Annotated in this window: 9 protein-coding genes; all 9 read left to right on the forward strand. The window is 32.7% G+C overall.

The window, feature by feature from the left end:
* Positions 1-104: 104 nt before the first annotated feature.
* Entirely contained in the window at positions 105-1,121 is a 1,017-nt protein-coding gene (locus tag EM932_RS01140; protein WP_135874617.1) for a LacI family DNA-binding transcriptional regulator, read from the forward strand.
* 197 nt (positions 1,122-1,318) lie between these two features.
* Entirely contained in the window at positions 1,319-1,588 is a 270-nt protein-coding gene (locus tag EM932_RS01145; RefSeq protein ID WP_135874619.1) for a carboxypeptidase-like regulatory domain-containing protein, read from the forward strand.
* Positions 1,589-2,084: 496 nt separating this feature from the next.
* On the forward strand, positions 2,085-6,203 hold the full coding sequence (locus tag EM932_RS01150; protein ID WP_135874622.1) for a hybrid sensor histidine kinase/response regulator transcription factor: 4,119 nt from the start codon (positions 2,085-2,087) through the stop codon (positions 6,201-6,203).
* 229 nt (positions 6,204-6,432) lie between these two features.
* The gene (locus EM932_RS01155; protein WP_135874624.1) at positions 6,433-7,959 is read left to right on the forward strand and encodes a hypothetical protein; all 1,527 of its coding nucleotides are present in this window, start codon (positions 6,433-6,435) and stop codon (positions 7,957-7,959) included.
* A 30-nt stretch (positions 7,960-7,989) separates the two neighbouring features.
* Positions 7,990-11,124, forward strand: a complete 3,135-nt coding sequence (locus tag EM932_RS01160) for a SusC/RagA family TonB-linked outer membrane protein (protein WP_135874626.1) — start codon at positions 7,990-7,992, stop codon at positions 11,122-11,124.
* 34 nt (positions 11,125-11,158) lie between these two features.
* On the forward strand, positions 11,159-12,886 hold the full coding sequence (locus EM932_RS01165) for a RagB/SusD family nutrient uptake outer membrane protein (RefSeq protein WP_170179687.1): 1,728 nt from the start codon (positions 11,159-11,161) through the stop codon (positions 12,884-12,886).
* A gap of 125 nt (positions 12,887-13,011) precedes the next feature.
* A complete protein-coding gene (locus EM932_RS01170) occupies positions 13,012-14,148 on the forward strand; it encodes a glycoside hydrolase family 88 protein (RefSeq protein ID WP_246040822.1) in 1,137 nt (378 codons plus the stop codon).
* Positions 14,145-15,722, forward strand: a complete 1,578-nt coding sequence (locus EM932_RS01175; protein WP_135874632.1) for a DUF4955 domain-containing protein — start codon at positions 14,145-14,147, stop codon at positions 15,720-15,722. The genes EM932_RS01170 and EM932_RS01175 overlap by 4 nt, the downstream gene beginning before the upstream one ends.
* A gap of 5 nt (positions 15,723-15,727) precedes the next feature.
* Positions 15,728-16,327, forward strand: coding sequence for a CBM96 family carbohydrate-binding protein (locus tag EM932_RS01180; protein WP_135874634.1), 600 nt, complete (start codon positions 15,728-15,730; stop codon positions 16,325-16,327).

A 16,327-nucleotide genomic window follows, 5' to 3' on the forward strand; every position in this document is an offset into this window, starting at 1 on the left:
GTAAAAATAGTAAATTATATTAAAAATACAATCGATTGTATTTTTAAATTTAACCATATTTGTTTTTACTATATTTATGCGCTAAATTATTGTAAATTTTCTTAATGAATAAAAATAAAGCTACTATACATGATATTTCTAAAGCATTGGGTATTGATAGTTCTACGGTTTCAAGAGCGTTAAATGATAGTCCAAGAGTATCTAAAAAAACAAAAGGAAAAATATTAAAAAAAGCGAAAGAACTAGGGTATCAAAGAAATAGTTTAGCTTCTAGCTTGCGTACCAGTAAAACACAAACGATAGCAGTTGTTTTGCCTAGAATCTCTAGGCACTTTTTTGCCAGAGTCATAGCGGGGATTGAAGAAACTGCTCATAAAGCTGGATATAATGTTATTATTTGTCAATCATTAGATAATCTGGAAAGAGAGAAAAAAATAATATCTACGCTCATTTCTAACCGTGTGGATGGCATTATGATTTCTATTTCAATGGAAACAACAAATTATGAGCATTTAGAAGCCTATAAAAAGCTTGATAAGCCAATTGTTTTTTTTGATAGACCCTGTGAGTTGCCTAATTGCATTAATGTGAATATTGACAACTTTCAAGCTAGTTTTGATGCTACTCAGCATTTAATTTCAAGAGGATGTAAGCATATTGTACATTTTTCGGGTTCTCAAAAAATTGAACTTTATAGACAACGTAAAGCAGGCTATATTGCAGCTTTGGAGAAAAACAATATTAAAATAAACGACCATTATATTTTTGAATCAAATCTATCAGAAGAAGATGGTATTAGAGCTGCAAAAAAAATACTTAGATTAAAAAACATTGATGGTTTGTACTCGTCTAATGATACTGCGGCCATAAGTGCTATGAAATATTTTAAGAGCAAAAGGGTAAGAGTTCCAGAAGATATCGCTGTTGTTGGTTTTAACAATGACCCTATTTCAGCAGTTATAGAACCCAGCCTTACGACGATCAATCAACCAGCACTTGAAATCGGTAAAATGGCTTCTAACCTATTATTTGAACAAATTAATAATAAAACTAAAACTACTAAAATCCAGTTTAGACTTTTGAATTCTGAATTGATTATAAGACACTCCTCAAAAAAATAAAACTATAGGTAACACGTTTTTTTATTAAACCCATATAACGAATAATTGTTCATTTCATAGCTACAATACCTGTAGTTTTTATGTAAGAGAATTATTATCAAAGATTAATTCACCCCCTTTAAAAAATTAAATTGTAACCCACTTTTTTATGCTTGTTTCTGTCATTTGTAATAGAAAATAACTAAAAACTAAAACTTATGAAGAAAACCAGACTTAAAATTTTGATGAGACATTTAACTCAGCTTTTTTTGATTGTTATGTGCTCAATTTTAACGGTTTACGGTCAAACTAAAGTCATAAGTATAGTGACCAATGAATCTGGGCTAGCAGTTGCTGGGGTTAATATTCTTGAAACTGGAAGCCAAAATGATGTAGTTACAGATTTTGATGGCGACTTCTCAATGACTCTTGAAAAAGATAGTTCAGAATTAACAATGACATATTTAGGTTATGGTACTTTGGTGTAGCTACAGCTATAGTAGATGATATTATTGAGGAGAAAGGCTGGAAATTAGCAGGAGCATATAAAAGGTGATTTGATTTGGTAAGAACTTAAAAAGAAGTAGAATAAATAGCTGCCAAAAGAGATCTAGCAGAGTAAATAGTACCCCAAAGGATGCCAAAAAGACTCAATATATTGCTCCAATCCCTACTGCTTCAATACCCATAAGTGAACTAACAAAACCCAGAAGGAATTAAGATTCAATAAAATTTGAGTTCGTTTGTTTTTTAACAAAAGAGGCTGTCTGAAAAGTGGTTAATCTTGTCATTCAGAGCAACGCGAAGAATCTTATTTTACTCATAATCAGGGTTATATATTTTAAAGAGATTCTTCATTCCATTCAGAATGACACTTTTTAGACAGCCTCTTTTATAGTTAAAAAAAGAATTACTATTTTTAAAAATTGTTCAACTCGATAGTATAAATTTTATTTCTTTTTGATTGAAACGTATATCTAACAAATGAAAGTATCAAACGTATTATCTATTTTATCTTTTTTTTGTATTGCACTTTCAACTGCACAAGAAAATACCAGTTTTTCAAACAATTTAAAATTTAAAAACTATTCAACAAAAGATGGATTATCTCAACGTTCTGTAGCAAGCATTCTTCAAGATAATCAAGGATTTATGTGGTTTGGAACTCGATATGGATTGAATAAATTCGATGGAGATACCTTTAAAAATTACAATTATAATTCGGAAGAGATAAATAGTTTAAGCCACAACTGGATAACAGAGCTGGTTAAAGACTATAGTGGTACCATTTGGGTAGGAACTAAAAAGGGATTAAATAAGTATAGTCCAGAGAATGACAATTTTTCGCGCGTAAGAAAGTCTAATTTAAACAAGCAATTTTATGACCACGAGATTTGGGATATTAAAGTACAAGACTCATCATTTTTATGGATTGCAACTAATCAAGGGCTAGACAAGTTTCATATAGCAACCAATAATATACTTACATTTAAGCATAATGATAACAATCCCAATAGCATTAGTTCAGATAAAGTTAGAAGAATATTTATAGCTTCTAATAATGATTTATGGATAAGTACAAGTGAGAAAATTGATCTCTATGATGTAAAAAAAAATGGATTTAAACACTATGATTATCCTAATAATGCAACACCAACAATTACTAAAAACAATGTGACTGCCTTATTTCAAGATTCTAGTGGTAAAATTTGGTTGGGATATAACAACGGATTAGCCTTTTTTAATCCTGATACAGACGCTTTTGAAGATTTTAAATTAAAATCAGAAGTAGCAATTACAAGCTCTGTTAGAACTATATGTGAAGATCGAGAAGGCTATTTATGGATTGGGACTTATAATGGCTTATGCAAACTAACCCAAAAGAATGATGCTTTTTATAAATATGAGCATGATATTACTGACCCTAAAAGCTTAAGTCAGAATTCTATTTATGAAATTGTAGAGGACTCAAGAGGAGACTTGTGGATTGGTACCTGGGCTGGGGGGATAAGTTATTATGATAAAAGTTCTAATGATTTTGCTACGTTTTCCGAAGGGTATAGTATAAAAAATTTGAACTATAAAGTAGTAAGTTCTATTGTTGAAGATGATGAAGAAAACTTATGGATTGGTACTGAAGGCGGAGGAATCAATTTTTATGATAAAAAAAAGAAAACATTTGCCTATTATAAGCATGATCCTAAAAACTTAAATAGTCTAAGTGCCAACAATGTTAAAGCAATAATTAAAGATTACAAAGGTGATTTTTGGGTAGGAACACATGATGGAGGTCTTAATCAGATAATCATTAATAAAAAAAATAAAAGATTTAAAAGGTTTAAAAATAATCCAAATGATAGTACTAGTATTAGCGATAATAAAATTACCGCCATTACAGAAGATGCTCAACACAATATTTGGATTGGAACTAACGAAGGCGGATTAAATTTTTATAACAGAAATACAAACGCATTTATTAGAATTGAAGACAGTAGTAACACTCTAGGTAATTTTATTTATACGATTTCGAAATCAAAAACAGATAATTCAATATTAATTGGAAGTATAAATGGACTTGCTAAAATAGATATTAAGACAAAACATATAACTCCTGTTAATTTTAGGGAAGGTACCACAAACTCATATACTTTAAACCCTGTATTGAGCATATATCAAGAATCTGAAAACAATTACTGGATTGGAACTGAAGGCAATGGTTTGTACAATTACAACTCAAAAACTGGTAAAAAAGTAAGATATGGTTTAGTTGATGGATTGCCCAACGAGGTAATATATGCTATTTTACCAGATGATTACGGCAATGTATGGCTTAGCACGAATAAAGGACTAAGCAGACTAAACTTAGAGACAAAAACATTTAAAAATTTTGAAGAAACCGATGGCATTCAAGGTAATGAGTTTAATTATGGGGCTTATTTAAAAACAAAAAAAGGTAATCTGGTTTTTGGGGGTACAGACGGTTTCACTGTTTTCAATCCTAACCAAATAGAGGAAAATACATTTATACCACCTGTAGTTTTAACGGATTTTTCAGTTAGAAACAAGCCGTTTAAAACTATTACAGACGCTCTAAGTTCTATAACATTAAAATACAACCAGAACGATTTTAGTTTTGATTTTGTTGCATTAAGTTACTCACAACCCAATAAAAATCAATATGCTTATAAGCTGGAAGGTTTTGATACGTACTGGAATTTTATTGGAAATAATAAAACAGCGGTTTACACCAATTTAAATAATGGAGATTATACCTTTAAAGTTAAGGCCTCCAATAATGATGGTTTGTGGAATGAAAACGGAAATTCAATCAAGATAAAAATTCTCCCACCTTTATGGAGAACTTGGTGGGCCTATATTATATATCTATTAATGTTACTTGCCTTGTTTTGGGGCATTAGAAAATACACACTTTTAAGAATACAAGATAGAAATGAATTAAAACAAGAACGACTCGATAAACAGCAAATGGAAGAAGTAAATCGTTTAAAACTTCAACTATTTACCAATATTTCCCATGATTTTAGAACGCCACTCACTCTCATTGTAGGACCTCTTAAAAGGATGATTAATAATCAAGTTGGAGATTCATATATTCAAAATCAATTAACAGGCATGTACAGAAATGCCAGTATACTGTTGCAACTAATCAACCAACTTTTAGATTTTAGAAAAAGCGAAACAGGTAAATTGCTTTTACATGTTTCAAAAAATGATATGGTAACATTTTTAAAAGACATTCAATTGTCTTTTGATGAGATGGCAAAAGATAGAAATATAAAATATGCGTTGCATTCATCAGAAGAATCTGTTGAAGTTTGGTTTGATAAAATCGAAATGAAAAAAGTAATATTGAATATTCTATCTAATGCTTTTAAGTTCACACCGCAACATGGTAACGTTTCAATAAACATATCAACAAATAAGGAGGCATTAAATAATGGAGGTGATTATAATTATGTAAAAATTGAAATTCAAGATAGTGGTAAAGGAATTCCCGAAGAAGATATTGAATATGTTTTTGATAGATATTTTCAATTAGGGCAACAAAATGAATTAAGATCTGGTACAGGAGTAGGTTTAGCGCTTGCAAAAGATATTGTAGAACTTCATCATGGTAATATCTATGTAAAAAGCAATTTGGGCATAGGGTCTTGTTTTACTATAGAATTACCCTTAGGGAAAGCACATTTAAAGCCTGATGAAATTATTGAAAACGATTACGAGGATAATGATATTTTAGATTATTATGAAGTTGCTAACGTTAAATCTGGATGGATTAGAGAAGATATTGAAATTGAGGAAAGCAAATTTGATGAAGCATTACCTTCTATCCTTTTAGTTGAAGATAACACTGAAGTAAGACAATTTATAAAAGAAATTTTCGAAGAAGACTTTAATGTCTATGAAGCAGAAAATGGGCATGCAGGTATTTACTCAGCACAATACAATCCAATAGACGTTATTGTTAGTGATGTTATGATGCCAGAAATGAATGGACTAGAAATGTGCGCCAAACTTAAAACAGATATAAGAACAAGCCATATACCTGTTATTATGCTTACAGCAAGAACATCTTCAAAAGTGCAAAAAGAAGGGTATGAAACTGGGGCAGATATTTATTTAACAAAACCATTTGATGGACCAACATTAAGGCTACAAGTACTTAATATTTTAAAATCTAGAAAGCATTTAATTGAAAAGTTTAAAAAAGATATTCTTTTAGAGCCCAAAGAAATTACAGCAGTATCTACAGACGAAGTTTTCTTGAAAAAGGCAATGCAAATTATAGAAGAAAACCTTTCTAATGCTAATTTTAATGTAAATACGTTTATAGATAAAATGTTTATGAGTCAATCTGTATTATACAGAAAAATAAAAGTATTAACAGGGCAGTCCATATCAGAATTTATTAGATCAGTAAGGTTAAAAAAGGCAAGTCAATTACTCTCACAAACAGATATGAGTATTTCTAACGTAGCATACGATGTTGGGTTTAATGATTTAAAGTATTTTAGAAAATGTTTTAAAAAGGCGTTTAACGAAACACCGTCACAGTACCGAAAGCAAAAAAATGCAGGATAAGTATAGAAATCAGGCTTTTACATAAAAAAAGGCTTAATTTACCCCCTTTTTTTCAATTAAAAATACCCCATAACTTCGTGCATAAATAAGCACCTTTACCAAAAAATCAATCTAAATCTTTTTTGGTTATAGCTCATGCTTTTTAAATGCATGTACGTTTCCAAAACTATATTAGATAATTTAAATTTCAAACTAAACTCAATTTAAGAACCAGCAAAACTATAAACTAATGAAAAAATGTTTCCTTTTAATGTCTATAAGCTTTTTATTTCTTTTTACGGAAAGCTGTAATGAAGATACATTTATAGAAGATCCAACGCTTGAGAGTCTTGGGGAACCTAAAAACTTATCGTATACAGAGATTATAAATGCTAGAGAATTTTCCTTGTTAAAAACCGATGTACCAACTATTGATACGGGTGGGCTAATACCAACTTTTGAAATTGTTTCAGGAAGAACAGAAGATGGTACTATTTTAGACGATACTTTTATGAGCCAAGTGAGTATCGCTGGAACTGTTGAAACTATAGAAAACCTAAGTCCTGAAAACTACTACGAGTTCAATGGAGAAACGGTAACCACTTACGTTTCCGTAGACACAAGAAATAATGGGGTAATTACTATTAATGACGAAAATAACTTTGGAATTGGTAATTATTATTTCACTATTAAAGCAACAACAACAGCAGGAGACAGAACACTTTCAACAACGTTTGAAGATGCATTACATGTTAGTGTGGGACCAGGATTAGTGACTAATTTACTGTATTCGCCACTAGCTCAAAACTTAGTTGTAGGTGCTGGCTCTCAAACAACACAACCGTTTTTAATTACTGGAAATCCAGATGTAACTTTCGAACTTGGAAGTGATGATGATAAATTAAATATCGATTCTCAGACGGGCATCATTTCACTTGAAGCTGGATATGCAACAGTAGAAAATGATACTATTTATCCGAAAGTTATAGTAACTAGTAACATAAGCGGAGAGAAAACAGAGTTTCAAGGCGAAAGCTTCTTGTTTTTGGTTGCATCAAATACACCAGTTATATTGCCTAAACAAACAAATTACTTTTTCTACCCATCATTAGAAGCCAATAATAGACTTTATGGTTATTCAGTAGAAGTAATAACACCAGGTGCAGTACTTCCTGAAAATATTTGGAAACAAACAGGACCATCGCCATTAGCCAGTTTAGATACGTCCTTACCGGTTATCGATGGTAAACAAGCCATTTTTACAAATGCTGTTGTTGGTGGAGCTTCAGTCCCACATGAGTCTGATGTCATTATAAATACACAAGATTTGAGTCAATATAGGCTCGGTTTCAATTTGTCAGCTGTATTTTATACTCAGAATAGATTTGTAGAATATTTATCAGATGGAAGAACACCAACAGATTTAGAGATTTACATATCCACAGATTATACAGGAGACAATGCCGCGGCGACATGGACTAAAGTTAATAGTCAAGTTGCCTGTCAAATAAATAGTAATACAGATACACCATTTATAGGAACACCATATCCGGGAGATCAGAAAAAAGCAGATCCAGATGGTTTGAAAGATCCTTCTAGGAATGCAGATGGCAAATGGGTGCGATGTGAGTTGGATTTAAACCCCTACAAGGATGAGAAACGTTTTACGCTTAAGTTCAAGTACGCCTCATATTTTACAGGAGAAATTAGAGGAGCAACGGGAAGAGCAGGTAGATACTTTATCTCAGACGTCCATTTTAAAGCTACGGAACAATAACCAACCAAATATCAAACTAAACAATAAAAGATGAAAAAATTAATAATAATCACATTAGTTTGCATTACAGTTTCTTTAAATGCTATTGCCCAAAAAAGCATAAAAGGAAAGGTAACAGATGCTGATAATCAATCTCTACCAGGAGTCTCTATACTTGTAAAGAATACGAATAAAGGGGTTATTTCAGACTTTGATGGTAATTATAATATTAATAATATTGATGAAAACGCTGTTTTAGTTTTTACCTATTTGGGCTTCGAGGCACAAGAGATTTCAATAAATGGCAAAACAGTTTTAAATGTAGTCTTAAAAGAATCTGCAGAATCCCTAGATGAAGTTGTTGTAGTGGGGTATGGTTCTGTAAACAAGCGAGACCTTACAACTTCTATTGGTAGTGTTGATTCAGAAGACATAGTAAAAACTGCTACAACCAATTTTGATCAAGCATTAGCAGGACGTATTTCTGGTGTTCAAGTATCATCTGTCGATGGCACACCTGGAGCTGCCTTAAATATTATTATAAGAGGAGGTAATTCCATAACAGGAGATAATTCACCATTATACGTTGTAGATGGTATTGCTTTAGAGGATTTTGATCCAGCCAGTATTAGCTCTAACGATATTGAATCTTATGATGTTTTAAAAGACGCTTCTGCAACGGCAATTTACGGTTCTAGAGGAGCCAATGGTATTATAATCATAACTACCAAAAATGGTCGTAAAGATGGGAAAACCGATGTTAATTTTAGTATAGCGCACAGTTTACAGTGGATTCCTAATAGACTTGAAGTGTTGAGCCCATTTCAATATGTAAAGTATCAAGAAGGTATTGCTTTTGCTTTAGATAATTACACGCCTGGATCTGAAACAAGTGAATTTTATAACACCTGGGGAAATCCGGAACTTTATAGAAATATAGAAGGTACAAGTTGGCAAGACGAAATTTTTAGGCTTGCAGATACAGATCAATACAATCTAAGTATTAGTGGTGGGAATGAGAATACATCTTTATATTTTTCTTCAGAATACCTCAATCAAGAAGGTACCTTAATAAACACAGGATTCAAAAAAATAATAAATAATATAAGGATTAATCATAGAATTAATGATAAAGCAAAAGTTAGTGGACAAGTTCAATATGCATTTTCAGATAGAACGGGTTTAAATGTGTCTGGAGATAATACCGTAAGTGTTATCAGGGATGCTGTTCAATTTAGGCCAGTGGAGCCAATTAATGCTGATGGTCTTTTGTTAGGAGGAGTAGATCCAAATGATTCTAACCAACGCGCATTTTTTAATCCTGTAAAAAATCTTGAAAATACAGATAGAAGCAATCGCTCTGATGTAGTGAGAGGTAATTTAAGTTTAGATTATGAATTCAATGATAATTTAATTTTAAAACTATCAGGAAATTATCAATTAAATAATACAAAACAAACTTTGTTTTTTGGAAAAGAAACGCAACAAGGTACAAACGGAATTAACGGAATAAATGGCACGGTAACGAATAGAAGAATTCAAACCATATCAACATCAAATACCTTAACGTACAAGAAAAAGTTTGGAAAACACAATACAAATTTCCTTGCAGGTATGGAGGTACAAGATAGATCTACAGACTTTTCTAGTGCCAGAAACTCGCAAATTCCAACCGATATTTTCGGAATAGATAAAATAGGGATAGGTATTTCACCATCCATTCCAGTAACAGCTGTGAGTCAAAATAGACTGTTCTCGTTCTTTGGTAGGGCTAATTATTCCTATAAATATAAATACTATTTAACCGCCACATATAGAGCAGATGCCTCTTCGAAATTCAAACCAGAAAATAGATGGGGGTATTTTCCATCGTTCTCAGCAGCTTGGAGAATAAATAACGAAGACTTTGTAAAAGACATTAAGTTTATTTCAGATGCGAAGCTAAGAGCAGGATGGGGGCGTACCGGAAATAATAGAGTGGGTGATTTTGATGCTATTAGCCAATTAGATATTAATGCGAACAGTGGTTATGTTTGGGGGCAAGGGCAAACGTTTGTTCCTGGAGCTTTTCAAAGCAATTTAGGTGTGCCAGATTTAAGATGGGAAACTACAGACCAATTAGATATTGGGTTAGATTTAGGTTTTCTAGATAATAAAATAGAAGCAACTATAGATTACTATAAGAAAGAAACTAGCGATTTATTGTTAAACGCAGAAACAGCTTTACATACGGGGTTTGAACGTGTACAACAAAATGTGGGGAAAACTCAAAATGAAGGATTGGAGATTAGTATAAATACTAGAAATATCGATAATAAAAATTTTAAATGGTCGACCTCTTTTAACATTACATTTAATAAAAATAAAGTTGTGGCATTAAATAGTGGACAAGATGCTATTTTTACAGATCCACAATGGAGTGGCGATGCAGAAAACCAATACATCACTAGAATTGGGCAGCCAGTGGGGCAAATTTATGGATTACAGTTTGATCGTATTTATCAAGTCGACGATTTTGTTTTCGATAATGCATTGCAATCCTTCACCTTAAAAGATGGTATTCCAGATAACGGAGCATTACCAATTGCTCCAGGGAGTGTTAAATTTATCGATCAAAATGGTGATGGTACTATAAATGAAGCAGATAGAGTTGTAATAGGAAATACACAACCTAAGCATTTTGGAGGGTTAAACAACTCTTTTGAAATTGGTGGTTTTGATGTTCAAGTGTTATTACAATGGTCTTATGACTTTGATATTTTAAATGCTAACAAATCCATATTTACAGTGCCGAGAACAAGAAACTCTAGTGGATTCACAGAACTGGCAGATGCTTGGACACCTACTAATACCGATACAAACATAGGTACCACCAGATACTTCTCAGTATTTGGAAGGCCACCAACAGGAAATTTATTAGATGATAGATATGTTGACGATGGCTCTTATCTAAGATTAAAAACGGTTTCTATTGGCTATTCATTACCTAAGGATGTGTTGGAAAAATTAAAGATTAAAAAGCTAAGATTATTTATAACTGGTCAAAATTTATATACATGGACCGATTATAAAGGGTATGACCCTGATGTTTCCGTAGGAAGATTTGGAGCACTTACACCAAATTTAGATTGGTCTGCATACCCTTTAAGTGCCACTATCATGACAGGTATTAATGTTACATTTTAAAATGATGATATACAAAAAGCTAAAAATTACAAATATGAAAAAATATAAAATATATATTGGTTTATTCTGCTTATTGGCATTATCAGTAAGTTGTGAAGAATATTTAAACGTAGAGCCAGAATCCACTTTAGGAATTGATAATTTTTACGCTTCTACCACCGAAGCAGAAATAGCACTTTCAGGAATTTATTCTGTTTTTGCAAGTTATGAAGTATACGGAAATGCCATGACCATAATTATGGAATCCGGAACAGATGAAGGCTATTACAACAGACGTTTTAATGAAAACTGGACCGTAGGCTTATACAGGCATACTCCTGCAGATAGATATGTACAAGATTTATGGACGAGTTTATACACCGCCATTAATTTGAGTAATTTATTTGTTGAAAAGTTAAAACAAGATAGTTTTAGTGAGGAAGAATACAATAGACTACTGGGAGAAGCACGTTTTTTAAGAGCTCAGGCATATTTTTTATTAACCAATTGGTATGAAGAAGTACCTATGCCATTAACCTCTACTAAAGATCAATCAGCCAACAATATTCCACCATCTTCTCTAGAGGATTTATACGCACAAATTATTAGCGATTTTACATTTGCATCCGAGCATTTAATAAGTGTAGACGATCCAAATTACGTTCAAGGTAGAGCAACAGATATGGCTGCACATGGGCTTTTAGCACGCGTATATTTAAAAATGGCAGGTTATCCTTTAAAAGATACATCTAATTATGCCTTAGCTAAAGAACAGTGCGAAATTGTAATTAACTCAGGTAAATACAGCTTAAACGCATCAGCAAGTACGACGGTTACAGATACCAATGGAGATGAAACCATAGTAGTTACAAGCGATGGCTATAGAAATCACTTTTTAAGTTACATTCAGAGTGTATACGATACTCAAGAATCTATTTTCGAAATTTCATTCACATATTTAAGAGACATAGGTTTAAACGTAGATGGTAGAATTGGAGAAACTAACGGAATTCCTTTTGGTTTTGGAGGTGGAAGTAATATCGGATTTCCATCGGCTTTTGGTGGATTTAGCACTACTTCAATTTTAAGGGATGTTTATAATTCAAATAATGATAGTATACGTAGAGTTTGGAACATACCTGGATACGATTACAGTGGTACTGGAGATGTTAGAAGTGTAACCAATCCACTAAGTAGAAGTTATGTTCCAGGAAAATATAGACGTTGGGAACCTGCAAATTTTGATGATGTGGCTCCAGGAGTTGAACCTGCAGAGGGATCTCAAGAGGGCTATGTTGTTCTTGAAACTGGTACTATTGGAAGAAACTTTACAAACATTAATTTCCCCGTGTTACGCTATGCAGATATATTATTGATGTATGCTGAAGCAGATAATGAAGTTAGTGGAGGACCATCAGCTTCAGCGATGCAATATTTAGATGAGGTTAGAACAAGAGCAGGATTAGTACCAATTTCAGAAAAACCAGCAGCTATTGCTAGTAAAGAAGCGTTCTTTGGGGAATTGGTTGATGAGCGTTTGCGCGAACTATGTTTTGAAGCCTTACGTAAGCACGATTTAATTAGGTGGGAATTGTTAGGTGAAAAACTAGCTCTATTAAATGCGACTATTCAAGGCGATCCAAATTATTCTGCTACAAATGCAGATCATCAAGCATATTTAAGACCAGGTTTATTTTTCGATCCATCTAAGCATTTATCTCTCCCTTACCCTTTGCAAGAAGTGGAATTGAACAACAGTTTAAACCAAAAACAAGGTTGGTAGTTTTTAAATAATAAAAAATCAACAGCTAAAAAAATAAAAACGTTCAATAATCAGTAAAGACTAGTCTGGAAATGAGAGAAAATAAATTATTATTTTTAATAATAATAAGCTTAATGCTTTCGTGTATGAATACAAGTCCAAATAAGGAGAAAATTTTTCAAAAGCAATATTTGGAATCTGCAACAAAACAATTATCAGGCTTATTAAAGATTGCTGAAAAAGAAAATAGAAATCCAAGAACCGTTCAGAAGAATGGAGAGATACATTGGACTAAAAAATCGTTTGATTGGACGGAAGGTTTTTTTCCAGGAAGTTGTTGGTATTTATACGAATTTACAAATGATGCTAAATGGAAAAATGCTGCTGAAAAGTTTCAAGCTCAATTTGAAGATCACAAGAATTTAACCACAAATCATGATTTAGGTTTTATTTTTAATTCGTCTTACGGAAATGGTTTTAGATTAACTAAAGACGAGGCATTTAAGCAAGTTATGATTACAGCTGCAGATTCTTTACTTAGTCGTTTTAACCCAGTAGTTGGTTGTATTAAAAGTTGGGATACCGAGAAAGGTTGGCAATCTAAAAGAAATTGGAAATTCCCTGTAATTATAGATAATATGATGAATTTAGAATTATTGTTTGAGGTTTCTAAATTAACAGGAAATTCTAAATATAAAAATGCAGCGATAATGCATGCCAATACAACTTTAAAAAACCACTTTAGGGATGATAATAGTTCGTACCATGTTATAGATTATGATCCTGAAACGGGTGCTGTTAGAAGCAAACAAACAGCGCAAGGATTTGCAGATGAAAGTTCTTGGGCACGAGGTCAAGCATGGGGGCTTTATGGGTTTACAGTATGCTATAGATATACGCAAGATAGTATCTATTTAAATCAAGCTAAAAAGATAGCAAACTATATTTTAAATTACCCAGGTACACCAAAAGATGGCATCCCTTATTGGGATTATAATGCCCCCAACATTCCCAATGAACCTCGCGATGTTTCTGCAGCTACTGTAACGGTTTCGGCACTATTGGAACTGGATAAATATGCACAAGAATCTTATCGTTTAAATATTGATAAGATAATAAGCGCTTTATCATCAGAAAAATACACTGCTAAATTAGGTGAGAACAATAACTTTATTTTAAAGCATAGTGTTGGCAGTATTCCGCATAACAACGAAATTGACGTTCCCTTAAACTATGCAGATTATTATTATATTGAAGCATTGCTTAGATATGAATCATTATGAATTTAAAGTTTTTAAGAACAATACATTTTAGTTTCTGCGCTATCATTTTATTACTTTGTTTAAGTTGCAAAGCACAAGAAAGTGTGGTTTGGAAAGATTTTAAAACAGCAAAAAAAGATGGTACGGAACCCATATTGCCCGATTTTTCTTATGCAGGATACAAATACAGTGAAGTAGAAATTCCGCACGTAAACTATAAAACATTTAATGTTACCCATTTTGGAGCTATTGCAAACGATACCCAATCTGATAAAGAAGCGATTAAAAAAGCCATCTTAGAGGCAAAGAAAAATGGCAACGGTGTCATCTATTTTCCAAAAGGTAAATATTATATTAATACGGAGGCAGACGACGAAAGTATTATAAAAATTAATGCTTCAAATATTGTGTTTCGAGGAGAAGATAAAGAAAATACCATCCTTTTTTTTGAAAAAGATTTGCCACCTTCAAACCCAGATAAACTGTGGAGTTGCCCTAACGCCATTCAGGTGTCAACAAGTAAAAAAGATAATGTTTTAACTACTATTGTCTCCGATTCAAAAAGAGAAACACATACAATTCAGGTTAAAGATGCATCAAAAATTAAAAAAGGAGATTGGATCGTTTTAGAAGTATTAAATAACAGTGAAGACCTTATAAATTACGATTTAGGTACTTTAAAACCAGAAAAGAAATGGAAATCTCTACTAGAAAAAGGCGTTAAAGTTAATGAACGTCATCAAGTAGCCGAAGTAAATAACAACACCATTTCGTTGGTTTCGCCAATCCATTATGATATAAAATCGAAACATCATTGGACGGTTTCCAGTTTTGAGCACGTAAACCACACAGGGTTTGAGAATTTAACATTTCAAGGCAATTGGTTAAAGAAATTTGTGCATCACAGATCTGCACAAGACGATGGCGGGTGGAGTATATTAAAAATTTCAAAGGCGGTAGATTCGTGGGTTAAAGACTGTACATTTAAAAACGTTAGTAACGGCGTTAGCTTCTCGTCTTCAGCCTCATGTACTGCTTTAAACGTTACGATTGAAGGCAACTACGGACATAGTGCGATGCATGCGTCAGGTTCTACAGGAATATTAATGGCCAATATTAATGATGCTGCGGGCATGCACCATTCTATAGGTGTTGGTGGCGGGAGTACTACGGCAACTGTAATCTGGAGAAGCAAATACGCATCTCATACATCTTTTGAATCTCATGCATCGCAACCACGTTGTACACTTTTTGATAATGTAGAAGGCGGTTTTTTTCAAGGAAGAGCTGGTGGTGCTATCCAAAACTTACCCAACCATGGCAAGTATTTAGTGTTGTGGAATTTTAAGGAAACCGATGAGCCCGAAACTGACTTTCGTTTTGTTGCGACCGATACTTGGTACTGGAGAATAGTACCACCAATTATAGTTGGTTTTCATGGTGCTGGTACGACCTTCAAAGAAGACGAGGTACAAATAATTGAGAGCTTAGGCAAACCTGTGCAACCCGAATCTCTTTTTGAAGAGCAATTAAAATTACGCCTAGGTAAACTACCTAAATGGATTATTGATATTAAAAACAACAAAAAAAAATAAATACTATGAAGTTGAAATGGTTACTGTTCACATCACTTTTTTGTGTGTCAACTTTTACCGAAGCACAAGACAATTTTAAAATTCTTGTTTCAGAAGATACTTATGTTCAAGGGGGCGATACTTCTACAGATACAATGGGAGAAACATATAAAAAACAGCTTAGAATATCCAATTCTAATGCAAAAAGTAAATATGCAAGAATAACCTACTTAAAGTTTCTGCTTCCAAAAAAACTTAGAAGTATAGGGCATGTTGTCCTACACATACCTGTTAAGGTTTTTAATAAAACAGATGATTTAGAAAAAACATTTAAATTAGATGTTTATACAGTACAAAGTGATGATTGGAGTGAGAGTACCTTAACTTGGGATACAAAACCAGAGGTAGATAAAAAGGTTGGTAGCATAAATTTGAAAAAAACCGAAGGTAAACAAAGTGAATGGCAAGCAATAGTTTTGAATACATATGAAATATTTAAAATGCATTCACGTAAGGATTCTACAATTACATTGGCATTATTGAATACAGATTTTAATAAAACATCTGCCATTTGCCCAAGTAAAGAACAATCAAAAAAATCAGCAGCATATTTAGTAATTAAATAG

The organism is Flavivirga rizhaonensis (genome assembly GCF_004791695.1).
Classification (GTDB): domain Bacteria; phylum Bacteroidota; class Bacteroidia; order Flavobacteriales; family Flavobacteriaceae; genus Flavivirga; species Flavivirga rizhaonensis.